Below are 23,267 nucleotides of genomic sequence, written 5' to 3'. Positions count from 1 at the left end.
CCACAAATCGAACAAAATAGAGAAAACTATTTTCGAAACAGAAACGATTGGGCGACTCAAAAATATGTTTCTGTTTATTGACTTTTATCCACAGAAATTTTAAACTTAGTAAAAACACCTCCATGGTCTGAAGGAAATGCTGGAAAATGTTTCCCATCATATTTGACAATATCTGTTGATGAAACTACTTCAACATCTTTTCCTTTTGAAAACAAATAATCTATTCGGCTCTTCAAACCACTCATAGGATGGTCATCAACCTCTTTGACCCCTTTATACTTATCCATCTCAGATGTAAGCGCAAAACCTCCGTTATCATACCCTACATAAGTATATTCCGGACCTACTGTCGTCCAGGTGTGCCCCAATGTTTCAGGTGTTATTTTAGGATTGGCGTATCTATATGTATCAACAAAACCTAGCCCCTGCAATAAAGACATAACAGGGTGACGGTCAAATACTCTTCCATAATTTAATCCCTGTGCTGCGCTTTCCTTAGTAAAATCAAGGTGGGATATGGTATTAAAGTCTCCACCCATTATCATTGGTATGGAATCAGTGGCTTGTATATCTCTCACTACAGTAGGGTTTATCAAAAATTTCTCTATGGTTTTTTCCCTTGCCTCTATTGAGGAGGTAATATCATTATCGGCTACGTTTTCATCACTCAATCTATACTTGCTTTTCATAGGAATCCAACATGAATAAAGGTTAATCTTTTTATCAGAAGGCAAACGTACCGTTGCCCTAATGAAAGAAAAAGAACTCACACCATTTATAACACCGACATCCTCTAACGGATACCTGCTAAAAATACAAAGGTTGGCTTTAGGGTCTGGGGTATAGTGGTGAAAATTCAGCGATTTGGCTATCTCGGCAGCAGAGCCATAAGTCTCTACCATAAGAACTATATCTGTCTCGTAATTTTTGATAATCTCTATAGTCCGTTCTCTCGCCGATTTACCATTGTAGTAAAAATGTTCAGCTGTATTCAGGGTTCCCCATATATTCCATGCCATGACATTAAGCTCCAAATCCGTTTTGCTTTCTGTGGCGCATGAATAAAAAAATAGTACAAGTAAAATGCAGATTATTCTTCCAGTTCGTTTTATCATTTTTTATCCTCAAATAATTAATTTATGTGTCTCGAAATTAATATTTTATTTTGAATCAGGCATATTAAGATACCAATCTCTAAACACATGAATGACAACAATTTAAATGTAACAAAATTTAAACTCATGCGACTTACACAAAAAAGTTAATTTAATTATAGCTCAAAGCGATTCTAATTTCACTCAATTAATTGATTACAAAATCAGTGTTAGACTCAAATTAGCTTTATTATAGACCGTACTTATGTTTCTCTATATTTATAATGACTCCCGATAGCCAAAAACTGAGAATTCATAACAACATTAAAACAGCATTAAAATGACGGCTTATTCAAATATTGACAACCATTAAAAACTCACAATGAAAAAGTATTTAACAGCTTTAATTGGAATAATCTTATCAGGTGGTTTAAACGGACAGGTTAAAAACGCTAGTCATGGGCTTGAGAGTTTATCGGTTCAAATTACAAATGAACAATCTGATTTAATTTTTGAGCAAACGAAGCCATTTCCCAATAGCACAGAACTTTCTATAGCGATAATTGATAAAGGAAAAGTTACCTTTATTGGGATAAAAAGAATTAACGATACCATTAAAGTATCTGAAAACTATCAAAGTGTTTTTGAAATAGGTTCTATAAGCAAAGTATTTACAGCCACATTATTGTCAAATTTTGCATTGGAAAAAAAATTGAATTTAGAAGACGCGATACAAGATTATTCTAACTTTACAATAAAAGTTAGCGACAAAATAACTTTTAAAGAACTTGCAAATCATACTTCAGGACTTCCACGATTACCTTCAAATTTGAACCTTTTTTCTATTGATAAGGATAATCCTTATAAAGAATATGACTCTAAAAAGCTTATAGCATATTTAACAGAAAAGATTAAATTAAAACAAAAACCAGGAATAAAATATGAGTACTCTAACCTTGGCGCTGGAGTTTTAAGTTTTGAATTGGCAGAAATATCAAAATCTACATATGAAGCTTTGCTACAAGAAAAAATATTTAGAAGGTATGGTATGTCAAACTCAACAACTAAACGAGACCATATAAAGAACAAACTAGTTCCTGGATTAAACCCAAAAGGAGAAATAACTTCAAATTGGGACTTCAAGGTATTAGAAGGTGGCGGAGCCATTTTATCATCAACAGAAGATCTATCAAAGTTTGCATTAGCTCAGTTTGATAAAAAAAATAAAGAATTAATTCTTACTCAAAAACCTACTTTCAAAGTAAATGAAAATATGAGTTTAGGTTTAGGTTGGCATATTTTGAGTAGGAAAAATGAAAGTGAATTCCTTTGGCACAATGGAGGAACAGGAGGTTATACCTCCTCAATGGTATTAAACATTAAAAATAAAAACGGTATCATAATTTTATCAAATGTTTCTGCATTTAATAAGAAAATGGGGCATATTGACCAGTTATGCTTCAAACTAATTAAAACATTAGGTTATAAATAACAACTGTCGCGCATTTAGATAAACTTCTTATATATTAAAGAAATAAATGCCATATTACGTTTATTCAATAGCTCTACTTAATGAACTGGTTTAAACTACCCAGTCAAGCTGAGCACATGTTTTTTGATTGAAGTGAAAAATAGTAATTTCCAGTCTGCCAATAGGTGATATCCCAAAATGAAGGCTTTTTTGAGCTATATAGCATCACTACGGAGTAATAAAAAGGCAAAACGTGGGGATGAAAGGGCATTTTACAACCAATTATAAAAAGGTTAAACCACTTCAATACAAATTAACGACCTTTACCTTTTCACCAGATAAATCGAAATAAAAAAATGACAGACCAATACCAAACTGAGTTCCTAAACTTCAAAAACGAACTGTCATCATTCATATTTAGATTATTAACTAATAAACAAGACACTGAAGATGTTATTCAAGACACGTACATAAAAACTTTTGAAAGATTAGATACGTTTCGTGGAATATCATCATTTAAAACCTGGGTGTTTAGTATTGCTTTAAACACCGCAAAAAACCATTTATCCAAACAAAAAAGATGGAAGGAAAATGCACAGGATTTAGGAGCTGATTCACATTCAAAATCTGCTGAATTATCAGCAAAAATGAAAATTGTTTTTGAACAAACACCTGAACGGAATTATGAGATTAAGGAACACATCAATTATTGTTTTAATTGCATAAACAAAACATTGTTACTAAAGCAACAAGTCTGCTTATTACTCAAGGAGGTTTATCATTTTAAAGTATCTGAAATCATAGAAATAACAAAGTTTACCGAAGGTGTTGTTAAGCATGCTTTAGCCGATGCTCGAAACAATATGATGCGTATTTTCAATAGCAGGTGTTCTTTCATAAATAAAAAAGGTATTTGTCATCAGTGTACAACTCTAAAAGGTGTTTTAAATCCAGATCAACATGCACATATTGAAGCACAACAAATAAAACTTGTAAAAGAAGGGAATACAGGTAATCAAGATTATCTTTTAAATTTAAGATTAGAACTTGTAAGAGGTATAGATCCTCTACACTCTAAAAATTCAATTTTGAATACTTACATGTTGGAAAATTTAGAAAGTTGGGAAACTTAATAAAAAAAATTGTTATTTCTCGTCCGAAATGAGATCTCTATTTGTCTAAATAGTATAAATCATTAAAATTTATCAAAAAAATGAAAAAAACAGCATTAGAAATTTTAGAGGTATTTCAACAATCAATAAGTGCCCAAACACCTGACTGGATGGACTTAATGGATGAAAACATTGTTTTTCAAGGACCTGTTGACAAAGTAGAAGGAAAAGAAGCTAATATCAATTTACATTTAGAGTTTGGCAAACTTATAAGGGGGCATGAGCTTTTAAGTATAACTGGAGGAGAAAATATTGTTTCCACCCAAGTCATCCTAAAAATAGAAACACCATCTGGGAAAATCATTGCGTTGGATATTGCTGAATTCTATACTATTGAAGAAGGAAAAATAAAGGCAATGAAAATATACTATGATCCAACAGAGTATAAAAAGGAGTTTAATTTATAACTAATTGAATATCCGTAACCAATCATAATGAGCTACGCCAACCTGAACTTGCTTGTGCTGGATTTATTTCAGTATTTCAGGTTCTCATTATAATGGTTTTACAATCAGCTTCATGTGATTCCGAAATAAATTCGGAATGACGCTAAAAAGTATCGCTATGACACAAAACGGACATTCAAATAACTAATTATCAGAATTGTAAAAAAATGAATAAAAAAATAATTCTAGGTACGCTAGCTTACACATTGGTAACATTTTTTATAGCTATAATATGGCATATAGTACTATTTGAGGATACATATATATCGTTTGGTTACTTTAAAGGAGAGCCTAATATAAGTGTTGGGTTCTTAACCATTTTAATTCAAGGGTTTGTACTTACCTACTTATATAATTTTGTTTCTTTCTCAGGAACAAATTTTGTGAAAAGCATGAAATATGTCCTAACAGTAGGTTTGTTCTTTTGGACATCTCATGTTTTAGCTTTTGTAGCTAAACAAAATGTTGAAAATGGAATATCCTTTATTTTAATGGAAACGTTTTATCTTCTACTTCAATTTGGAATATATGGAGCTTGCATTGGTTTAATTTATAAAAATTATAAGCCAAAGTACTAAGCGCAACAATCTATCCTAAAGTGAAAAGCGGTTTGGGCAGGAGCACGCATACCGCTTTTCATTTAATTAAAGTATATTGTAACTTGAAAAGTAGCTGAACTAAATCGCTACTATTCTTATACCAGACCGTCAATAAGAAAAACCGAAATCTAAATGAAATATTTAAGAATAATTATACTTATGGGATTTTTATCAAGCCTATTTGGATGTGGTCAAAAAAGCAAAAACCCAGAAAATAGTTCTGATGCCATTAATCCACCAATGACCAAGCCTGTTGAGAACATTTCAGCAACTATCGATCAAAAAGAGAGAAGATCCAACTCTGAAAAAATATGTAAATCAAACGAAATCCCCATTTATAAGAACCCAAACTCCCTTTTTGTTGAACCAGAAAAAAATGTGAAATTAAGGGCAAAAGATGAAGTTGTCGACAGAGCATTAGCTCTTTTATATTTAGGCCTAAAGAGCGAAGGGCTTGAGCAAGTCCATTTAGATAAAATGGATAAAGATTTTGGGATTTCATCAAAACTAACACCAACTGAAAAGGCATATGCATTTTCTGAAAACCCAACGGAGCAACAAAAAACTAATGCAAATTGGAGATATGAAAGTTTGCACGTTTTACTTTGGTCATTAGGTTATATTGATGAATTAGTTTACCCTAACCAAATGTGTCATGTTGCTGATGATGTGAAAATTATATATCAATTAGGAGCAGACAAATTTAGAGAACAATCTAAATTGAGAAGTAAAAAAGAGATTCTTGACCAAGCTGATTTAATCTTAAGGTTTGACTGGGCTTGTGTAAGTGCACGAGTGAAAAATGAAAACGCGCCAGGTGGTTTGAATTCAAGCGTAGTTTACGAAAGACATTATGCTTTAAATTGGTTAATTAAATTTAGGGAGCAAGATTGGGATCATGTTACTACAGATACCTAAAAAGCTAACATACAACTATGACCATAATCCATTGTGGTTTTGTGCCGCACCAAAGTAAAATTAGATGTCTTTCTATTTTATAAGATAACTCAGTCGAACATTCAGGTAAACTTCTTATATTTAGGTAGCTATAAGAGAAGTTGTATGAACAAATATTTATTAATAATAATCTTAATAATAGTGTTTGGATGCAAAGATACAGAATCAGATGTGTATCTTTTCTCCTATTTTAAGAACAATGGCGAAGATGGTTTGCATCTTGCATATAGTAAAGATGGATTAAAATGGACTGCAATTAATAATAATGAGTCCGTTTTAAAACCAACTGTGGGAAATGATAAACTAATGCGTGACCCTTGTATTATTAAAGGGGGAGACAATAAATTCCATATGGTATGGACAGTAAGTTGGAATGAAAAAGGAATTGGTTATGCGAATTCGACAGATTTGATTCATTGGTCTGAACAGAAATACATTCCGGTAATGCATCATGAGCCGAATGCTAGAAATTGCTGGGCACCAGAATTATTTTTCGATGAAGATTCTCAAGAGTATTTAATCAATTGGGCTACTACAATTCCTGGTCGATTTCAGAAAACAGATTCTTTAGGTGATAATGGTTACAACCATAGAATGTATTATACAACTACGAAAGATTTTGTTGAATTTGCAGACACTAAATTATTCTATGACCAAGGATTTAATGTCATTGATGCCCATCTTCAGAAAGACAATAATCGTTATCTAATGTTTTTAAAAGATGAAACCCTGCTACCACATGCCCAAAAAAATATCCGAATTGCCACTAGTAATGAACTTCAAGGTAATTATTCTGAACCTTCGAAACCCATTAGCACAAATTGGGTTGAGGGGCCAACAAGTATTAAAATTAATGGTGAATGGATAGTTTATTTTGATATGTATACGAAACACAAAATGGGAGCTGTCAAATCTTCCGATTTAATTAATTGGACAGATTTATCTGATAAAATCATTTTCCCTGAAGGAACAAGACATGGAACTGTTTTTAAGGTAACGGAAGGTACTTTAAAGAGAATAATATCGCTACATAACAATGTATCGAAAAAATAGTTAATTCAAGAGTTTTAGACCGCTACGAGTTTCTTGTAATTTGACAGGAAAGTATAACTCAGTAGGCTACTATTTTTATACGAAACGTTGGCAGTAATTAGTAATGAGCAAATACGAAACAAAATATTTTATTAACAGAAAAGAATGGAGGAACTGGCTTACAACTAATTTTGAATCAAGAGATGATATTTGGTTAGAGTACCCTCTAAAAAAAACGGGGAAAGAAAGAATTATATATAATGATGCTGTTGAAGAAGCGCTTTGTTTTGGTTGGATAGATAGTACTGTTAAATCACTCGATGAAGAAACAACTATCCAAAGATTCTGTCGGAGAAGAAAAAAATCGACATTCTCTCAACCAAATAAAGAACGATTAAAATGGCTTTTCGAAAGAGGCATGATTCACGATTCACTTAGAAGTGACATTGAAGTAATCATAAACACAGCGTTTATTTTCCCCAATGATATAATTGATAAATTAAAAGTCGATAAAGCTGTATGGAATAATTATGAAAAACTATCTGAATCTTATAAGCGCATTCGCATAGCATATATCGATAGTGCCAGAAAAAGACCCGAGGAATTTGAAAAACGACTAAATAATTTTATTAATAAGACAAAATAAAATAGTAAAGGGGTTTGGCGGCATTGAGAAGTATTATTAGAAATAAAAAGACTAGTTATTAACTCTAAATAAAATAAGTAATGAAGAAAACAATTTTTATATGTCTGCTCATATTTTGTTTTTATATGGATTCATATAGCCAGGATAGAAGCAAAATAGAAAGAGCCGCTCTAGACTACATTGAAGGTTTTTATGAAGGCGATACTACTAAAATTAAAAGGAGTATTCATCCGGACTTATCAAAATTAGGATATGGACGTAAAAGTAAAGGGTCTAAAGAACATATTATGACATATGATAGGGCTATCGGTTTTGCCCGCGATGTAGCAAGTGATCCACGATGGGCAGCTTCAAAGGACGCAGTGAAAACCATTGAAATCTTGGATGCCCAGGATAAAATTGCTTGCGTAAAGTTGACCTTATACTGGGGAATCGATTACTTACTTATGGCAAAGTATGATGATAAATGGATGATTAATAAAGTCTTATGGCAGTCTTTAGATTAACGTGAGCTCGATTTAATCAACAGGTAATCAGATATATGATTGCTTGTGAAGAAGGGATAGTTTACGATGTTTAAATTGATCTCTGAGATTTTAAATAGTAATTTATTATGAAATACTTCATATTCTTTGTTTCATTTGTTTTATATATTAATGTTAATGCTCAAAATATATATAAAACGCCATCCGGAAAGAAATATCATTTGTCTTCTTGCAGAATGGTTGAAAATGTATCAAAGAAACTTTTGGGGAATAGTGACATTTCAAAATACCATTTAACACCTTGTAAAATATGCAAACCCCCATCTATAAATAATTATGTTCGCAGTTATAGTTCCTCGAATAAAGCAGTAGGAACATCATCATCTGTAAGATGTAAAGGTTTCACTAAAAAAGGAACACGATGTAAACATAAGACAAGACTTGCAAATGGTTATTGTTATCAGCATACAAAACAGAATAGTGCTTCAACAAGTTCTTCAAATAGCAGTACATCAACTTGTGGGGCACGTACCAAATCTGGTGGCTATTGCAAAAGAAAAGTAAAAGGGGGTGGACATTGTTATCAGCATAAATGAATAAAAAACTATCAAGAACAAAGCGCATAAGTCGTTAGTAAAATCAGATATTGTTTTTTGTTTTATAAGACAAATCTGTCAAATGTTCAGATAAACTCCCTATATTTAGGCTACGATAAGTGAAATAAACACCATAAAGTATGTTTATACATTAGTTGTGTTTAATTAAAATGAAAATTCTACTAACAGGAGCAACGGGTTATATCGGGAAAAGGCTTTTACCAGTTTTGGTTAAGGAAGGACACGAAGTAGTTTGCTGTGTGCGAGATTCAGATCGATTTAATGTCTCAAGTTCTTTACGGGATAAGGTTAAAGTTATTGAAAATGATCTTTTGGATAGTGACTCTTTGAATAATATCCCACATGACATTGATGGTGCTTATTACTTGGTGCACTCCATGTCTGCATCAGCAAATTATCAAACACTTGAGCAAGAGTCTGCCATTAATTTTCGAAATGCATTAAATAAAACCAATGTTAAGCACATTATTTATTTAAGTGGCATTGTGAATGAATCTGAATTATCCAATCATCTCACATCACGAAAAACCGTAGAATTAGAACTTAGTAAAGGGCGTTATAATTGTACGACGTTAAGAGCAGGAATTATAATTGGATCGGGTAGCGCTTCATTTGAAATTTTAAGAGATTTGGTTGAAAAGCTTCCCATTATGGTTACACCGAAATGGCTAAAAACGAGGTGCCAACCCATAGGTATTGCCGATGTCATTTCCTTATTATCTAAGTGCATCTTCAACGCGAAAACCTTTAATCAAAATTTTGACATCGGTGGTCCAGATATACTCTCATATAAAGAAATGCTCTTAGGTTTTAGTAAGGCAAGAGGCTTGAAACGAAAAATTTACACCATTCCAGTAATGACTCCTCGTTTATCTTCCTACTGGCTTTATTTTGTAACATCCACTTCTTACAAACTTGCAGTAGCACTCGTCAACAGTATGAAGGTTGAAGTTATATGTAGAGACAACAAAATTAATCAAGTTTTAGAGGTAACTCCAATTAGCTACCAAGAAACTGTTAACAATGCTTTCAGAAAAATAGAATCAAACGACATTGTTTCCAGTTGGAAAGATGCCTATGTAAGTAGTAGCAATAGCAACAATATATCAGACCATATTCAAGTACCCACTTTTGGCTGCTTTAAAGATCAAAGAATAAAGCCATTTAAAAACGAAGAAGCCTGTATTGAAAAAATATGGCGTATTGGCGGAGAATCAGGTTGGTATTATTGCAATTGGTTATGGAGAACAAGAGGTTTTATCGATAAAATATTAGGAGGCGTTGGACTTAGAAGAGGACGAACCAACCATAACAGCTTAAAAGCAGGTGATGCCTTAGATTTTTGGCGGGTTTTATATGCTAATAAGAACGAAGGACGCTTATTACTGTATGCAGAAATGAAGCTGCCTGGCGAAGCCTGGCTTGAATTTAATATAGTAAATGGAGCGTTAATACAAACAGCCACCTTTAGGCCCTTAGGAATATCAGGAAGGCTTTATTGGTATACCGTATTACCTTTTCATAGTCTAATTTTTAAGGGGATGCTTAGAAAATTAACAACCTCAAATGATTAAACGCATTATTTTTTTCCTCTTCATTAATTTCATTGGATTAGGTCTTGGAAGCATATTCACTAGTGATGCTGTCTCTTCAGATTGGTATCAAGAGTTGAACAAAGCGCCATGGTCACCACCTGGTTGGGTTTTTGGAGTTGCTTGGACTACAATTATGATCTGTTTCGCTTTATATTTGGCGTACCTTTTCAATTCGGCCAATCAAAAAAGAAAGCGTATACTTTTTAGCATTCAATGGATTCTAAATGTCGGGTGGAGTCCGCTTTTCTTTTATTTTCATGCTGTTACAGCAGCTTTAATCTGTATTTTAGCACTTACACTTCTTATTGCTTACTTATTTTTTAACTATTGGAAGGAACTCAGGATTAAAACACTTCTTTTAATCCCTTATTTTGCTTGGCTTATCATAGCAACATCGTTGAACGCTTATATTTTGTTTTACAATTAATGTATGAAGATTAATCTGTTTTGGTTTAGAAGAGATTTACGGTTGGAAGACAACACAGCATTGAATGCTGCTATGAATGCAAACCATAATATCTTACCCCTTTTTATTTTTGATGAAAATATTCTAAACGAATTACCTGATGATGACCCACGCGTAAATTTTATATATCAAACGCTTAAGAAGCTAAATCAAAGTTTACAAGTGCACAATGCTTCGATTTTAATCTACAAAGGAAAACCAGAAGACGTTTTTAAGGACCTTATCGAAACTTATACGATAGAAAATGTATATGTCAATAAGGACTATGAGCCCTATGCCATAAAAAGAGATCAAAAGATTAAGAGTTTATTATCTATAAGCAACATAAACCTCATAAGCTTTAAAGATCAAGTGATTCATGAGGAATCTGAAGTTTTAAAGGGTGATGGCACCCCTTATACTGTCTTCACTCCTTATAAAAATAAATGGCTCAAGGTATATACCCCAAAAAGCATTTTGCCAAAAGTAAACTTCAATAAATTTCATAAGGAAAAACATCATTTTCCAAACTTGAAGGATTTGAGAATAAAAAGTTCTAAAATCATTGTAAAGCCATATAAATTGAATGAGATTAGCAACTATGCCAAAACTCGAAACTTCCCTTACCTTGATTCCACCAGTTATTTAAGCCCCCATCTTCGCTTTGGAACCATTAGTATACGGCAAATTATAGCTAAACTTCAAGATAGCGATGACGTCTTTTTAAGTGAACTGATTTGGCGAGAATTTTTTATGCAGATTTTGTTTCATTTTCCAAAAGTAGTAAGTCAAAATTTTCGTTCTAAGTATAACGGCATCCAATGGTTAAATAATGAAACAGATTTCGAGATTTGGTGCCATGGTAAAACAGGATACCCACTGGTAGATGCAGGAATGAGAGAATTAAATGAAACAGGTTATATGCACAATAGAGTGAGAATGGTAACAGCCGGCTTCTTATGTAAACACCTTTTGATTGATTGGAGATGGGGAGAAGCCTATTTTGCAAAAAAATTACTCGATTATGAATTGTCATCAAACAATGGAAATTGGCAGTGGGCTGCAGGAACAGGGTGTGATGCCGCTCCCTATTTCAGAATTTTTAACCCAATAGAACAGTTAAAAAAGTTTGATCCCTCTCAAATTTATGTAAAGAGATGGATTCCCGAATTGGGAACATCAAATTACCCGAACCCTATAATTGAGCATAAATTTGCAAGAGCAAGAGCTTTAGAAAGATATAAAGCAGGAATAGAAAACTAAACACAACAAAACCTAAATTGCATTAAAATACAGTTTAGCCAAACCGTAATGATACTATAAAAAACGATAGAACAAACCTACCTCATCTAAGCTTACAACTCCCCGCTCCCGCTAAACTGTGTTTAGTGGCGTCAACAGTGAGCGAAAAATAATAAACTATTTTACAAAGCTTTTATAGAAATATAAGAGCTTTTAGTATTTTAGAACTATGAGTAGAAATTATAAGTTTCATAATAATTCGGGTTTGTACTTTGTAAGTTTTACTACAATAAATTGGATAGATGTATTTACCAGACAAATTTATTTTAATATTTTATCGAAAAGTGTAGATTATTGTAGAAAGGAGAAAGGCATGGAGTTGTATGCTTATTGTTTTATGCCGAGTCATATGCATTTAATATTTAGGTCGGCAGATGAAGACCCCTCAGGATTGATACGAGATTTTAAAAAACATACAGCAAGGGAATTAATAAAAACTATAGAGAATAACCCACAAGAAAGTCGCAAAGAACTATTATTATGGCTATTTGAACGAGCAGGGAAAAAGAATGCAACAAGAAGTAAATATCAATTTTGGCAACATCATAACAAACCAATAGAATTATGGAGTGAAAAAGTTATAAAGCAAAAAATAGATTATATACATAATAATCCGGTAGTAAGTGGATTTGTAACGAATCCAATAGATTGGAAATATTCAAGCGCAAGGAATTTTCAAGAAGACAATACGGTTTTGGAGATAGATTTGGTTGGTTTTATGGGATAAATTTTAAGTCAATAATATTGCTGATTGGCTATTTTTAGCTGGTTTTTCGCCACTAAACGCAGTTTATCGGGGTTGTTTTTTCTTTTGTAAGATAATCCTGTTTAATATTAGATAAACTTCCTATATTTAGGCAACTTTAAGTGGAATAAACATCATAAAGTATGTTTATACTATTGTTACCACAAATTTGATCAACCTATGAAAATTTACTCAAAAATTGTTGGAATCATTTTAACTTTAGCAGGAATCGGTGCATTTATCGTAATTATAATCGCAATTATTGAAACTGAGTATGTAGAAAATAAAATTGCTGCAAGCCTTTTGTTTATTCCGTGTATAATATTTTTACATTTTATGTACATTCATAATTTCGGATTGAATTTAAAATCTGAAATACCTAAAAAAAATTATCGTGTGATTTTAGTTCTAACTATTATATCACTTATTAGTTCAATTATTGTTCCTGGCGGTTATTTATTTAGTCAAATTAATATTGAAAATAATGCAAAAGAAATGATTGATCGTGGCAAAGATGTAAGTCCAAGTTCTGAACTCATTGCTAATTTAAAAACAAAATACGATGGTACAATGCTTTACGTATTAAACATTGTTACCCCAAAAAGAACGGAACTTAGTCCGAATTTCGAAGCATTCTTTATCGAATTAAAGGATAAGGATGGATTCAATATACAGACAATTGAAATAAAAGATTATACTAATTTAGTAGAAGAAAATAAAAAATATGGAATCACTTCTAATACTGAATATTATATTTCACTTTCTGACTATTTAAAAATCGCAGATTGGAACTTATTATATCGGAGAAAAAATTAAAACCGTATACATAGCTGTGAGCAATTCCATAAAAAATGATAAAAAAACGCTGTTAAACACTTAGATAAACTTCTTATAACCTATAGCAACCATAAGAGAGGTAAACGTCATAAAGTACGTATATATAATTGTTGAACATGATTTTGAACGAACCTATGAGAATACTGAAACAATGGATTAATCTGATTTTAATTTCATTTGGAATTACGCTGTTTGTATTATTTATATTTTCAGTAATAGCAAACGGGTTTGATTTCAGTAATTTCTTTGCTAAATTTTTCGTTTTAGTATTCGTTTTAATAGTTCTCGCAGGAATTGTCAGGTTAACTCTATGGGACCAGGATTTTCGAAATGAACATCTCATTTCCATGTTTTTATTTGGAATGTTTTGGGTTTTACTCATGGGCAATATGTTTTTTGCTGACCATGTTTACCGAATAGAAAAAGAGTATGTTGGACTTTCGGCAAGGGAAACTAATGACGAGGGCCCTGTTACGGTTACTGTAGACGGAGAACAAGGAGGGTCATATGAGTTTGAAGCTTCTGATTATTTAGACCCAATAATCAAAGATTTTGTAGTCAACAAAAACTCAACTGATTACGAAAAAATTAGAAGTGCTCTCGAAAAAAATAATGAGTATGTTCAAGAAGAGAAATATGAATATTGGCAGACCGCAGTAGTTGACGGATTCTATTCGCGAAAAACAACTAATTCAATAGAAAAAGGATTTTATTACTTTTTAGAATTATGTCACAAAACCGTTCCAACTCTAATTTTTATTCTTATTTTAAACTTTATAGTTCAAATTTTCACTCGTTTTGAATATTCTCTTTTAAGAGCCATTTATCATCCAACAGACTATTAAGAATTGAACAAATTTTGGGATTAAATTAATAATTTAACAAAAAGTAATACAGCAATCACAGGCCTCTTCAAAGCTTACAACTCCCTACCAATAAAAATAACGACCCATAAAAAAGATACATTTAAGTAAAATTAGATGTCGCTTTTTGTTTTGTAAGACACCCCAACTCTCGCTAAACTATGCTTAGTGGCGTACAGAGTTAGGAAATAACAAAAAGTCTTTACAGAAGAGAAGACAATACGGTTTTGGAGATAGATTCGGTTGGTTTTATGGGGTAAACTTTAAGTCAATAATATTGCTGATTGGCTATTTTTAGTTGGTTTGCCGCCACTAAACGCAGTTTAGCGGGAGCGAGGCTGTCAAATTATCCATTTTAAAACCAATAATTATTTAATTTAGTTAACGTTTTTTTATCAAGTTTAAAAGGAGAAGAATCAGGAAGAACACTGTCAATACCACACTTAGGACACATAGCTGTTTTACCATCATCAGTTGTTTCTAAGATTTCAGATGTGTCAAAGGTAGACTTACAATGATAGCATCCAGCCTTATTGGTTTTCTCCAATTCCGACATATTATAAATTGAATATTTAGATGCTCGTTTTATCTCCATTTTCTAATTAATCACAACGGTTTGAATATGGTGTGTTTGGCATTTTGAAGCACAAATTTTCAATTTACTACTATGTTTATTTATTGTTATCATCTTCCTTTTTATCACTATCTGCCAAATGCACTATATTTTTTGTTGGCAGTAGTTTTTTATTTTTTCGGCAGAAACAATTTCATGTTTTCAATTTCTAACTCATCTAAATGTCCCATTTTATTCTCGTCTTTAGTTATCAAGTGCATATGTAAAAATGAGTCGTGATGTGTAAAAACTCCTTTATGTTCTGTCGAGAAAAAACCAACAATTTCGGCTTCTTCATCTTTTAGTTCATAGTTCGTTTGTCCTTGGTGAGCTTGGTCAGGTGATGAAACTTTTGTTCCTTCTGGTAGATTCTGAATGTGAATGATTGCTTTTGAAACTTTTCCAATCAATTTGAACACAAATGGTCGTTTGAATTCAGTAGTTTTTTCGTCAATCAATTTTTCAAGATTTTGGATTGTCTTAATATTTGAAGATAAATCAACTTCATTCCATTCAGTCACATTAGCATAAACGAGGAAAGGTGCAGAAACATCAAATCGTTTTTCCACAGTCATTGTAGAATCAGAAGTCACTTTTGATACATAGCTTTTTCCGTTATTAATCAGCAATTCACCTGTCAAATAGGTCTTAGGACCAAGTGCATAAAGTCCTTTTTTATCCGAAATTGTGTCAAGGTTAATACTGCTACCTAATTCTCCTTTCCACATTACGTTTTTCATTGCTCCAACAATTTTAATGTCGGAAAGAGTCTCTGCGTCTTTTGTGTTATTCTCCTTTTTTGTCGAATTGCAACTCATCATTCCAATTGCTAGTAGAGATAATGTAATTTTTCTTATTATCATTTAATTTTTTCCGTTTTTTCAAATTACTGCCAACGGCGGGTATAAGAAACGTAGGGCTGAGGGTAAGCTCTAACTCAACGTTTATAACTAAGCCAAATATAATGTTTTGTCTTTACCTTCAATATTGAAACACCAAATTTTATATTTGGCGACTTGGTGGAGTAAATTTTAAGTTAATAATATTGCTGATTGGCTGTTTTTAGTTGGTTTGCCGCCACTAAACGCAGTTTAGCGGGAGCGGGGGGGTAAATTGATGATTTAACAAAAAGTAATACAGCAATCACAGGTCTCTTCAAAGCTTATAACTCCCAACCAATAAAAATAACGACCCACAAAAAAGATACATTTAAGTAAAATTAGATGTTGCTTTTTGTTTTGAAAAACAACCCTGTTAAGTATTCAAATAAACTTCCTATATTTAGGCAATTATATGTGAAATAAACACCATAAAGTACATTTACACAATTATTACCCTTAATTGCAAAATGAACAAACTACTTTTTATAGCCCCGCTTTTATTTATGAACCTTTCTTGTTCAGACAATGAAAAAAATATTGAACTAAAAACGGAAAACGATAAACTAAGAGCTCAAATAACCAAGCTGGAAAAACAGTACAATGGATTAATTGAACAAAATTCAAACCTTAAATCATTAAGTTCTGAAAACAAAAACAATCAAATAGTTCAATTAATAAATTCCAAGCTAATAAAAATACTTGATAAAAGATTTTTAGAAGATACATTAGATTTAGCAAAATATGGAAACGAGTATGTATTCAAAAGAGAAGTTGAACTTACTAAACTTGACAATAAATTATTTGCCGAAACTTTTGGAAATATTCGTGAAAAATTAGATTTGTTAGGATACTCGGTATTTAGCATTTGTGATGGGGAATCATTGCCTCTTGAAATGTGTAATTGTACCGATTCAATTTACATTGTTGTAGAACCAGAAAACATTGGAGAAGATTATGAACTATTTCGAATTGGATTTTTCTATAATGTAGATTTAATTTCGTTAATAAGAATTGAAAAAGATGACTATAAATATGATATTGAACTGACTTTTGAACACGGAGAGTACCCAAGAAAGACAAAAAAAATAAATTTAACAAAAATGGAATTGAGAAAATAACTATGGAGTTCTTTAAAAACCTTTTCGGAAAAAAGAAAGAAGTATACCAAATTCCTCAACAGAAAGCAGAAAAAATAGCTGAGCAACCAGAAGAAGAACCTTATGGAATTGATAAGAATTATGCGCATCAAAAAGCTATCGAATTAATCCCTGAGGAGTTTTTTTGGTCGAGTATTGACGACTTAGCACCATTTGGTTCAGACGATGGAGATATGGCACTGTCAGAATTTAGAGATTGGAAAAAAAATAATCCGAAAACAGAAACTTATGAATGTCTAAAATGGACTATTGAAGGTGTTTTTGAGAAAAATTTAGCAGAATACAACGAAAAAATACTTGATAGAACTCTGATTAAGTCGCAAATTGAAGATGATGATTTTAACGACCAACATTATATTTTTACTGTTGATATTTCTGTTATAGCAACTGGATTTGGACAATTAGTAGACGAAGGAAAAATTGACAAAAAGAACAAGCCTCTTATTCAATTGGCAATTGACAGACAAAAAATTTGGGCTGATCTAGCTACTAATTGGGAACATCGAACCGAATACATTGGAAATTTAAATGTTTTAGATAGAGTTTTAAAAGTTGCATAAAAAAGCGTGCTACAAGAACTATGCATTCATGTAGTCTGCTAAAATATGAGCTATACCACACAAAGGATCCGTGAGGCAGCGGGGATTTTTGTTTTTCATTTCAGAATTCAATTCCGCAAACTTGCTAAAAGTTCGATTTAATTTATCTGCTTATTTTGGTTTTCAGTTTCTTTTACTCTTTTTATATATCCTGATTTTTTTCCAACAAAAAATCCTAAAAGGAATATTCCAATTGGAACTATTAAAACTAAAATTAATTGGATTGGTCCGATAGCTAAATACATATTTTTCTGTTTGTTTTTTTGTTAATTTGTCGTTTTAAGTGCGTTCTCCCAACGAATGACTATGCGTACCGGTACGCATATATCCATTACATAAATCAAATTTAAGAAATATCTTTCGTTGTAAAGTAATATTCTTTTTACCCAATATTTTTATTTTTACTAAGTTTTTCGAGATCTATGCTAAGGGGTAAATTTTAAGTTAATAATATTACTCATTGGCCTTTTTTAGTTGGTTTGCCGCCACTAAACGCAGTTTAGCGGGAGCGGGGGTAAACCTACACCTTCAAAGCTTACAACTCCCAACCAATAAAAATAACGCTCCTTAAAAAGATACATTTAAGTAAAATTAGATGTCGTTTTTTGTTTCGTAAGGCAAATCTGCTAAATATTTGGATAAACTTCTTATATTTAGGCAATTATAAGCGAAATAAACGCCATATGACGTTTAGTCAAAGTATAATAAGAATTCTTATGAGCAGAAAAATCCCAACCAGAAAAGTTATTAAAAGTTTATTTGCAAAATCTGGAAATCTTTGTGCGTTCGAGAATTGCAAAAATACATTAATTGATGATGAAGGTGATGTATTAGGAGAAGTTGCTCATATCGAAGCTGCTAGCGAAAATGGGCCAAGATATAACCCTAATTCGGATGATGAATACCGAAGAAGTTTTAATAATCTTATATTACTATGTGAGCGACATCACAATATAGTAGATAAAAAGCCTCAAAAATATACAACTGACTACCTTACACAACTAAAAGAAGGGCATCAAAAAAAACATTCAGCATCTGACTTCGAAATTTCGAATGAAACAGTCTCAAAAGTAATAACAAGAATAGAAAAACAATTTGTACAAAAAAATGAAAATTCAGGAAATGGAACACAATTTAATATTCAAGGAAGCGACATCAAAATTATTTCAAAAACTATCAAAGAAGAGTTTAAATCAAAGAAATCAAATGACCTATTTGTTATTATTACTACTATTCTTGGTTTAGTTTTTGTTTTACTTACTATATTTTCTAGATCAACCGAGATATTTCTAAACTTAAATCCATATGTTTCTTTATTACTCATATTGAGTATTATACTATTTATGTTACTATTTGGTTTTATAAGCTGGGCAAGAATTAATCATAAAAAAGGTCTATATAACAAGAAATTAAGAACTTATAGCAAAATTATATTCTTTTGTCTTCCAATAGTAGGCTTTATAATTTGGTTTGCTTTTATTCGATTGACCCAAGAGGAAATTTTAGAACTGAATAAGCATATTAAAGTGGGAGATATGTACTACAGCAGTGAAAGTCTGCAAAGGTCTGCACTTGAACCATATCGAAACGCAATAAAAATTGACCCAAGTCAATCAGAAATAATCAAACGTATTAAAAAATTAGAAAAATGAATAGCCTTAGACGATTACTAATTATCTTATTTTTCGTTCAAATAATACAATCATTTGGCCAGAACCAAGGTACTTTTGGCAGCGATGACATTGATGCCCTAATTCCAATAATTAAAGATGATCATGAATATTGGTGTCGCGAAATTGATCGTCATAAAATAGGTTTTTTTCCTACTTCTGAATTGATTCAAGAATTCAAAGAACTTGGTATGCCTTCAAAAGCCATTAGATGTTTAAGAAAAAAAGTTCAAGAAAATCTTAAAATTCATGTAATTAAATTTGAGTGCTTTTCACCAAAATGTCATGATGGTATTAAAGCAGATATTTCGTATGAAACCAAAGAAGCCATTTTTTTTCAAAAATCCAATAAAAGAAAATTCAGAAATTTTTCAAGAAAAGTAATTGCCGATTATATAAAAGACACTGCAAAGTTTAATAATCAAGAACTTCCAACAGTCTTTTTGACTGGTATTATTCACAAGAGTGATTCTAGTCTCACAGCAAAAATAAGTTTGAAGTATCAAAATCAGAATAACGTTGGAGGACAATTATTGGCAACCAAAAATATTGAATTCAAGTCGTTAAAAGGAAGAGATGTCCAAAAGGCATGTAATCAAATTGCCCTTTGGGCTTTAAGCATAATAGAGGATGAAATAAATCACTAAAACTCTCCCAACTCCTGCTAAACTGTGCTTAGTGGCGTACAGAGTTAGGAAATAACAAAAGTTTTTACAGAAGAGAAGAGAATACGGTTTTGTAGATAGATTAGGTTGGTTTTAAGGGGTAAATTTTAAGTCAATAATATTGCTGATTGGCCATTTTTAGTTGGTTTGCCGCCACTAAACGCAGTTTAGCGGGAGCGAGGGGGCTTTTTATTTGCTCATAAATTTCCCTACGATATCATTTGGCATAGTGGGTGAGGAATCATCTTTTAAAAGTCCTGTTTCGGCTCGACTGAATAACGCTTGCATAATGAGTTGTTTGTCCTCTTTTTCCACTTTTGAATCTTTTAAAAGAGATAAGTAGAAATAAGTTAAAGTATATCTTTCTTCACAATCACGAGCCAAATGAAAGGAACTGAACATAACCTTGGTGACAGCTCTTATTACGAAAGCCATGAATGAAATAAAAGTGATATATATTATTGACCATCTTATCGCTGCACTTTTGTCTCCATTAAAAAACGATTCATAGATTTGCTCTGGAGTTGTCCAAAGTAATTTGCCCAAAGAGAAAACAACAATTAAAACAAGCCCAACCAAAACCACTAAGGCTAGCCAACCTTGTTTTTTTAATTTTTTAGCTCTATCTGACCAGTATAAAGCGGGTTCTTCAAGTTTTAGCTTTTCTTGATACGTTTCTTCTAGATCTTTTATCCGTTCATCCGAATTGTTACTAAATTCTTCATATTCTCCTTTAGTATTAATAAACCAATCGGAATATGTTTTTTCTTTCTCTTCTTTAAATTCGTCCAATGCAATTCCAAATTCTTCATACTTTTTTGTACTATTTTTTAGATGCTCTACTAGTTCACTATCTAATTTCGGCAGGCTATTTTGAAAATCGCTTCGCAATTTAGAAAGCGCTGATTTTTCTTTATTCCTTCTCTCCGTAATTAGCGTTGAATCTTTTAGTGTAAACTCATATGCTAATAAATATCCATTAAAATTATCTCTAATAGCTATATTTTGATTTAAATTTCCAGTTACATACGTATAAGCTCCAATGAAGGATTTGGTATGACTTTTATAAACGTCAATTAAAAACTCCGTCTCTGGACAATCGTAAGTGAAATTTGTTCCTGTGCGACCTTGTATTTGATTTTTAAGACGTCCGAAAAAGCTTTGCAAATTCGCTTCTTCTTCATTACCATAAGATTCTAAAAAACTTATCAATCGACCTTCCACAAACTCAAAATACGTTTTCGAAGCGAGTAATTCATTTGGCAAATTTTCGGATAACTTTTCCCATCCTTTGATTTGTTGACTTACAAATCGGTGTATTTGTCCAAAACCTTTAAATTCAAAATTTAAATTCAGATGGGGATAACTCAAATCGATTTCAACTGAATTGAACCACTTTGTATTTGTCGTTTGGGATATTTTTTTTCTAAATTCAGTTTGTGTCATAATTTTTCAGCTTGCAGGCAACAAATGGCTATACGTACCGGTACACATATATCCATTATGCAAATCAAATTTAAGAAATATCTTTCAAGATTAGGTAATAAACTATAATTCAAAATCCAATAATTCCTTTGGATGTACTTCTAACCCAGCTCCCGCTAAACTGTGTTTAGTGGCGTACAGAGTTAGGAAATAACAAAAAGTTTTTACAGAAGAGAAGACAATACGGTTTTGGAGATAGATTTGGTTGGTTTTATGGGGTAAATTTTAAGTTAATAATATTGCTGATTGGCCATTTTTAGTTGGTTTGCCGCCACTAAACGCAGTTTAGCGGGGCGGGGGTGATGTATCCTACTAGAAGAAAGACAAAGTCTTAAATCTTACGAAGCTGGTTTTTATTTATAATAGTAATACCAATTACTATCATAATTTGTGTCAAAATTCTCTTTACTGTCAAGGTAAACGGAAAAATAATCTTTCTTGAAGTACTTAAATTCATCGCAATCTTTAAGTAAGTCAAAATATTGTTCAGACCATTTTTTATGTATTTCTGAATCTTGATATCTTTTCAATTGTTCATCTGTGTATAAAAAGAATGTTACTCCAGAAAAGGCTTTTGCTATTTCCCATATCTCTTGATTATTTAGGTCAGACTTTAGTTTTTTTATTTCCGCTTCAGGTATACTTTCATTAGCCTCAATTTTTGCTATGGATTCAAAGTCGGTAAAGTAAACATACAAGTTGTTTGTCTTGTATGTAAATCCAAGTATTTTTTTAATCCAATTCGGTTTATTTTCGACTTCGTAATTCGATTTTACTTCTCTGAATTTTTCGGCTATCTCTTTTTGTTTTCTTTTGTGGAAATTGTAAGTCTTATTATTCATAAATTTCCCTTTATCTCTTGCATGTTCAAGACAAATTTGAAGTCGAGGATGAGATTTGTTGTTTTTTATATAATCAAAGATAATATTCAGAGTTTTGACTTCATATTTTTGGTCAATCCATTTAGCAAGAGGTTCGAATTCCTCTTTTATTTTTGAAATTCCTTGTTTTATTTTCTTGGTAGATTTGTAATCTTTGTCGGAGGTAAATATCATATTTCGTTAGAACAGGGATTTTTCTCAAATGGCATACAACTATTGAATAAACGCAATATTGCGTTTATTCCCCCAAATAAGCTGGGTATACGCAATAGAGTTGCGTTTATTTTTTATATATGAATCAAATTTAAGAAATATCTTTCATTATTGAGTAACAACTTTTTTACCCAATATTTTGCTTTTTACTAAGTTTTTCGAGGTTTATGCTACGAGTATACAGGTGTCATTAAGAGAAATTAAATGCAGCTTTTCGTTTTGTATGTTGTCTGCGAAGCTTAAAACTTCGCATAGCAAGGAATCTATTTAAAACCATCTTTTTCTAATTCAAAATCTAATAATTCTTTAGGGTTAACATTTAGACCACTAGAAATTTTAATCAAAGTACGAAAAGTAATATTTGTTTTTCCTTTTTCTATCTTACTAAAATCACTTGGATCTATATCGCATAGCGCATCCATCTCTTCGAGAGTGTAATTCTTACTTTCTCTAAGCTTCTTTATTCTTTTGCCAAAAACAATTAAAAATTTATTTAATGCATTATCAACATTCATTACTTCATATTTTTAAGTGAAGTTGATATTTATTCAAAAAACTTCTTGAGAGTTTGTATCCACAACTAAGTGTCTTTGCATATAAATACCTCAACGACTTGGAAATCTCAAAAGATCTGGTTCAGGAAGTGTTTGTTGAAGTATGGGAAGATCAAATCGCTTTTAAAAACAAAAACCATGCAACAGGTTTTTTTTACAAAACTGTAAAAAATAAATGTCTTCTTTTTTTAAAAAGTAATATGCGTTGATAGCCAGAGCTAAAAGCTACACTTGACTCAAGTG

26 protein-coding genes are annotated in these 23,267 nt (G+C 31.8%); 20 read left to right on the top strand and 6 right to left on the bottom strand.

Annotated elements, in window-relative coordinates; translation table 11 throughout:
* Positions 1–74: 74 nt before the first annotated feature.
* Positions 75–1,115 (bottom strand): endonuclease/exonuclease/phosphatase family protein, encoded by a 1,041-nt coding sequence (locus Q4Q47_RS08585; protein WP_303306247.1) that lies wholly within the window; start codon positions 1,113–1,115, stop codon positions 75–77.
* A gap of 361 nt (positions 1,116–1,476) precedes the next feature.
* Here Q4Q47_RS08585 and Q4Q47_RS08580 point away from each other — a divergent pair, with 361 nt between their 5' ends.
* The 15 genes from Q4Q47_RS08580 (at position 1,477) to Q4Q47_RS08510 (ending at position 14,288) form a co-directional block, all read left to right on the top strand.
* Positions 1,477–2,586: a serine hydrolase domain-containing protein gene (locus tag Q4Q47_RS08580; RefSeq protein ID WP_303306246.1), complete on the top strand. Its 1,110-nt coding sequence runs from the start codon at positions 1,477–1,479 to the stop codon at positions 2,584–2,586.
* Between the two features lie 335 nt (positions 2,587–2,921).
* A complete protein-coding gene (locus Q4Q47_RS08575) occupies positions 2,922–3,698 on the top strand; it encodes an RNA polymerase sigma factor (RefSeq protein WP_303306245.1) in 777 nt (258 codons plus the stop codon).
* A gap of 80 nt (positions 3,699–3,778) precedes the next feature.
* Positions 3,779–4,144: a nuclear transport factor 2 family protein gene (locus tag Q4Q47_RS08570; protein WP_303306244.1), complete on the top strand. Its 366-nt coding sequence runs from the start codon at positions 3,779–3,781 to the stop codon at positions 4,142–4,144.
* A 206-nt stretch (positions 4,145–4,350) separates the two neighbouring features.
* Positions 4,351–4,761, top strand: a complete 411-nt coding sequence (locus tag Q4Q47_RS08565; RefSeq protein ID WP_303306243.1) for a hypothetical protein — start codon at positions 4,351–4,353, stop codon at positions 4,759–4,761.
* A gap of 153 nt (positions 4,762–4,914) precedes the next feature.
* Positions 4,915–5,700: a DUF4272 domain-containing protein gene (locus tag Q4Q47_RS08560; RefSeq protein WP_303306242.1), complete on the top strand. Its 786-nt coding sequence runs from the start codon at positions 4,915–4,917 to the stop codon at positions 5,698–5,700.
* A 144-nt stretch (positions 5,701–5,844) separates the two neighbouring features.
* On the top strand, positions 5,845–6,792 hold the full coding sequence (locus Q4Q47_RS08555) for a glycoside hydrolase family 43 protein (protein ID WP_303306241.1): 948 nt from the start codon (positions 5,845–5,847) through the stop codon (positions 6,790–6,792).
* 103 nt (positions 6,793–6,895) lie between these two features.
* Positions 6,896–7,417, top strand: a complete 522-nt coding sequence (locus Q4Q47_RS08550; RefSeq protein ID WP_303306240.1) for a YdeI/OmpD-associated family protein — start codon at positions 6,896–6,898, stop codon at positions 7,415–7,417.
* 125 nt (positions 7,418–7,542) lie between these two features.
* On the top strand, positions 7,543–7,923 hold the full coding sequence (locus tag Q4Q47_RS08545; protein WP_303306239.1) for a nuclear transport factor 2 family protein: 381 nt from the start codon (positions 7,543–7,545) through the stop codon (positions 7,921–7,923).
* Between the two features lie 107 nt (positions 7,924–8,030).
* Positions 8,031–8,498 (top strand): DUF5763 domain-containing protein, encoded by a 468-nt coding sequence (locus Q4Q47_RS08540; RefSeq protein ID WP_303306238.1) that lies wholly within the window; start codon positions 8,031–8,033, stop codon positions 8,496–8,498.
* A gap of 170 nt (positions 8,499–8,668) precedes the next feature.
* The gene (locus Q4Q47_RS08535; RefSeq protein ID WP_303306237.1) at positions 8,669–10,093 is read left to right on the top strand and encodes an SDR family oxidoreductase; all 1,425 of its coding nucleotides are present in this window, start codon (positions 8,669–8,671) and stop codon (positions 10,091–10,093) included.
* Positions 10,086–10,541, top strand: a complete 456-nt coding sequence (locus Q4Q47_RS08530; RefSeq protein ID WP_303306236.1) for a TspO/MBR family protein — start codon at positions 10,086–10,088, stop codon at positions 10,539–10,541. The genes Q4Q47_RS08535 and Q4Q47_RS08530 overlap by 8 nt, the downstream gene beginning before the upstream one ends.
* 3 nt (positions 10,542–10,544) lie before the next feature.
* Positions 10,545–11,822 carry a cryptochrome/photolyase family protein gene (locus tag Q4Q47_RS08525; RefSeq protein ID WP_303306235.1) on the top strand — a complete coding sequence of 426 codons (1,278 nt, stop codon included), beginning with the start codon at positions 10,545–10,547 and terminating at the stop codon, positions 11,820–11,822.
* Between the two features lie 208 nt (positions 11,823–12,030).
* Positions 12,031–12,588 carry an REP-associated tyrosine transposase gene (locus Q4Q47_RS08520; protein ID WP_303306234.1) on the top strand — a complete coding sequence of 186 codons (558 nt, stop codon included), beginning with the start codon at positions 12,031–12,033 and terminating at the stop codon, positions 12,586–12,588.
* A 198-nt stretch (positions 12,589–12,786) separates the two neighbouring features.
* Positions 12,787–13,422: a hypothetical protein gene (locus Q4Q47_RS08515; protein ID WP_303306233.1), complete on the top strand. Its 636-nt coding sequence runs from the start codon at positions 12,787–12,789 to the stop codon at positions 13,420–13,422.
* A gap of 368 nt (positions 13,423–13,790) precedes the next feature.
* Positions 13,791–14,288, top strand: coding sequence for a hypothetical protein (locus Q4Q47_RS08510; RefSeq protein ID WP_303306232.1), 498 nt, complete (start codon positions 13,791–13,793; stop codon positions 14,286–14,288).
* A gap of 373 nt (positions 14,289–14,661) precedes the next feature.
* Here Q4Q47_RS08510 and Q4Q47_RS08505 read toward each other — a convergent pair whose 3' ends face one another.
* Together Q4Q47_RS08505 and Q4Q47_RS08500 are read right to left on the bottom strand one after the other, a co-directional pair.
* The gene (locus tag Q4Q47_RS08505; protein ID WP_303306231.1) at positions 14,662–14,901 is read right to left on the bottom strand and encodes a cytoplasmic protein; all 240 of its coding nucleotides are present in this window, start codon (positions 14,899–14,901) and stop codon (positions 14,662–14,664) included.
* Positions 14,902–15,050: 149 nt separating this feature from the next.
* Positions 15,051–15,782, bottom strand: a complete 732-nt coding sequence (locus Q4Q47_RS08500) for an acetolactate decarboxylase (RefSeq protein ID WP_303306230.1) — start codon at positions 15,780–15,782, stop codon at positions 15,051–15,053.
* Positions 15,783–16,267: 485 nt separating this feature from the next.
* Here Q4Q47_RS08500 and Q4Q47_RS08495 point away from each other — a divergent pair, with 485 nt between their 5' ends.
* The 4 genes from Q4Q47_RS08495 (at position 16,268) to Q4Q47_RS08480 (ending at position 19,873) form a co-directional block, all read left to right on the top strand.
* Positions 16,268–16,918 carry a hypothetical protein gene (locus tag Q4Q47_RS08495; protein ID WP_303306229.1) on the top strand — a complete coding sequence of 217 codons (651 nt, stop codon included), beginning with the start codon at positions 16,268–16,270 and terminating at the stop codon, positions 16,916–16,918.
* A gap of 2 nt (positions 16,919–16,920) precedes the next feature.
* Positions 16,921–17,517 (top strand): hypothetical protein, encoded by a 597-nt coding sequence (locus Q4Q47_RS08490; RefSeq protein WP_303306228.1) that lies wholly within the window; start codon positions 16,921–16,923, stop codon positions 17,515–17,517.
* Between the two features lie 755 nt (positions 17,518–18,272).
* On the top strand, positions 18,273–19,208 hold the full coding sequence (locus Q4Q47_RS08485) for a hypothetical protein (RefSeq protein ID WP_303306227.1): 936 nt from the start codon (positions 18,273–18,275) through the stop codon (positions 19,206–19,208).
* A complete protein-coding gene (locus Q4Q47_RS08480; RefSeq protein WP_303306226.1) occupies positions 19,205–19,873 on the top strand; it encodes a hypothetical protein in 669 nt (222 codons plus the stop codon). Before Q4Q47_RS08485 ends, Q4Q47_RS08480 begins: the two co-directional genes overlap by 4 nt.
* A 207-nt stretch (positions 19,874–20,080) precedes the next feature.
* Here the strand turns inward: Q4Q47_RS08480 and Q4Q47_RS08475 are convergent, their stop codons facing one another.
* From Q4Q47_RS08475 to Q4Q47_RS08465, 3 genes are all read right to left on the bottom strand, one after another.
* The gene (locus Q4Q47_RS08475; RefSeq protein WP_303306225.1) at positions 20,081–21,337 is read right to left on the bottom strand and encodes a DUF6161 domain-containing protein; all 1,257 of its coding nucleotides are present in this window, start codon (positions 21,335–21,337) and stop codon (positions 20,081–20,083) included.
* A 392-nt stretch (positions 21,338–21,729) separates the two neighbouring features.
* On the bottom strand, positions 21,730–22,431 hold the full coding sequence (locus Q4Q47_RS08470; protein ID WP_303306224.1) for a hypothetical protein: 702 nt from the start codon (positions 22,429–22,431) through the stop codon (positions 21,730–21,732).
* A gap of 302 nt (positions 22,432–22,733) precedes the next feature.
* Positions 22,734–22,985, bottom strand: coding sequence for a helix-turn-helix domain-containing protein (locus Q4Q47_RS08465; RefSeq protein WP_303306223.1), 252 nt, complete (start codon positions 22,983–22,985; stop codon positions 22,734–22,736).
* Positions 22,986–23,038: 53 nt separating this feature from the next.
* On the opposite strand from Q4Q47_RS08465, the gene Q4Q47_RS23815 reads away from it, so the two are divergent.
* Positions 23,039–23,233 carry a sigma factor gene (locus Q4Q47_RS23815; RefSeq protein WP_408612124.1) on the top strand — a complete coding sequence of 65 codons (195 nt, stop codon included), beginning with the start codon at positions 23,039–23,041 and terminating at the stop codon, positions 23,231–23,233.
* Positions 23,234–23,267 lie beyond the last annotated feature (34 nt).

Source organism: Flavivirga spongiicola (genome assembly GCF_030540825.1).
Classification (GTDB): Bacteria; Bacteroidota; Bacteroidia; order Flavobacteriales; family Flavobacteriaceae; genus Flavivirga; species Flavivirga spongiicola.
The sequence above is the reverse complement of the archived record's forward strand: the minus strand, read 5'-3'. Positions and strand labels throughout refer to the sequence as shown.

What these genes read in the sequence shown, in the direction of transcription:
- Q4Q47_RS08585 (WP_303306247.1), bottom strand. Translation starts at nt 1,115, where the DNA reads ATGATAAAACGAACTGGAAGAATAATCTGCATTTTACTTGTACTATTT.
- Q4Q47_RS08580 (WP_303306246.1), top strand. Translation starts at nt 1,477, where the DNA reads ATGAAAAAGTATTTAACAGCTTTAATTGGAATAATCTTATCAGGTGGT.
- Q4Q47_RS08575 (WP_303306245.1), top strand. Translation starts at nt 2,922, where the DNA reads ATGACAGACCAATACCAAACTGAGTTCCTAAACTTCAAAAACGAACTG.
- Q4Q47_RS08570 (WP_303306244.1), top strand. Translation starts at nt 3,779, where the DNA reads ATGAAAAAAACAGCATTAGAAATTTTAGAGGTATTTCAACAATCAATA.
- Q4Q47_RS08565 (WP_303306243.1), top strand. Translation starts at nt 4,351, where the DNA reads ATGAATAAAAAAATAATTCTAGGTACGCTAGCTTACACATTGGTAACA.
- Q4Q47_RS08560 (WP_303306242.1), top strand. Translation starts at nt 4,915, where the DNA reads ATGAAATATTTAAGAATAATTATACTTATGGGATTTTTATCAAGCCTA.
- Q4Q47_RS08555 (WP_303306241.1), top strand. Translation starts at nt 5,845, where the DNA reads ATGAACAAATATTTATTAATAATAATCTTAATAATAGTGTTTGGATGC.
- Q4Q47_RS08550 (WP_303306240.1), top strand. Translation starts at nt 6,896, where the DNA reads ATGAGCAAATACGAAACAAAATATTTTATTAACAGAAAAGAATGGAGG.
- Q4Q47_RS08545 (WP_303306239.1), top strand. Translation starts at nt 7,543, where the DNA reads ATGGATTCATATAGCCAGGATAGAAGCAAAATAGAAAGAGCCGCTCTA.
- Q4Q47_RS08540 (WP_303306238.1), top strand. Translation starts at nt 8,031, where the DNA reads ATGAAATACTTCATATTCTTTGTTTCATTTGTTTTATATATTAATGTT.
- Q4Q47_RS08535 (WP_303306237.1), top strand. Translation starts at nt 8,669, where the DNA reads ATGAAAATTCTACTAACAGGAGCAACGGGTTATATCGGGAAAAGGCTT.
- Q4Q47_RS08530 (WP_303306236.1), top strand. Translation starts at nt 10,086, where the DNA reads ATGATTAAACGCATTATTTTTTTCCTCTTCATTAATTTCATTGGATTA.
- Q4Q47_RS08525 (WP_303306235.1), top strand. Translation starts at nt 10,545, where the DNA reads ATGAAGATTAATCTGTTTTGGTTTAGAAGAGATTTACGGTTGGAAGAC.
- Q4Q47_RS08520 (WP_303306234.1), top strand. Translation starts at nt 12,031, where the DNA reads ATGAGTAGAAATTATAAGTTTCATAATAATTCGGGTTTGTACTTTGTA.
- Q4Q47_RS08515 (WP_303306233.1), top strand. Translation starts at nt 12,787, where the DNA reads ATGAAAATTTACTCAAAAATTGTTGGAATCATTTTAACTTTAGCAGGA.
- Q4Q47_RS08510 (WP_303306232.1), top strand. Translation starts at nt 13,791, where the DNA reads ATGTTTTTATTTGGAATGTTTTGGGTTTTACTCATGGGCAATATGTTT.
- Q4Q47_RS08505 (WP_303306231.1), bottom strand. Translation starts at nt 14,901, where the DNA reads ATGGAGATAAAACGAGCATCTAAATATTCAATTTATAATATGTCGGAA.
- Q4Q47_RS08500 (WP_303306230.1), bottom strand. Translation starts at nt 15,782, where the DNA reads ATGATAATAAGAAAAATTACATTATCTCTACTAGCAATTGGAATGATG.
- Q4Q47_RS08495 (WP_303306229.1), top strand. Translation starts at nt 16,268, where the DNA reads ATGAACAAACTACTTTTTATAGCCCCGCTTTTATTTATGAACCTTTCT.
- Q4Q47_RS08490 (WP_303306228.1), top strand. Translation starts at nt 16,921, where the DNA reads ATGGAGTTCTTTAAAAACCTTTTCGGAAAAAAGAAAGAAGTATACCAA.
- Q4Q47_RS08485 (WP_303306227.1), top strand. Translation starts at nt 18,273, where the DNA reads ATGAGCAGAAAAATCCCAACCAGAAAAGTTATTAAAAGTTTATTTGCA.
- Q4Q47_RS08480 (WP_303306226.1), top strand. Translation starts at nt 19,205, where the DNA reads ATGAATAGCCTTAGACGATTACTAATTATCTTATTTTTCGTTCAAATA.
- Q4Q47_RS08475 (WP_303306225.1), bottom strand. Translation starts at nt 21,337, where the DNA reads ATGACACAAACTGAATTTAGAAAAAAAATATCCCAAACGACAAATACA.
- Q4Q47_RS08470 (WP_303306224.1), bottom strand. Translation starts at nt 22,431, where the DNA reads ATGATATTTACCTCCGACAAAGATTACAAATCTACCAAGAAAATAAAA.
- Q4Q47_RS08465 (WP_303306223.1), bottom strand. Translation starts at nt 22,985, where the DNA reads ATGAATGTTGATAATGCATTAAATAAATTTTTAATTGTTTTTGGCAAA.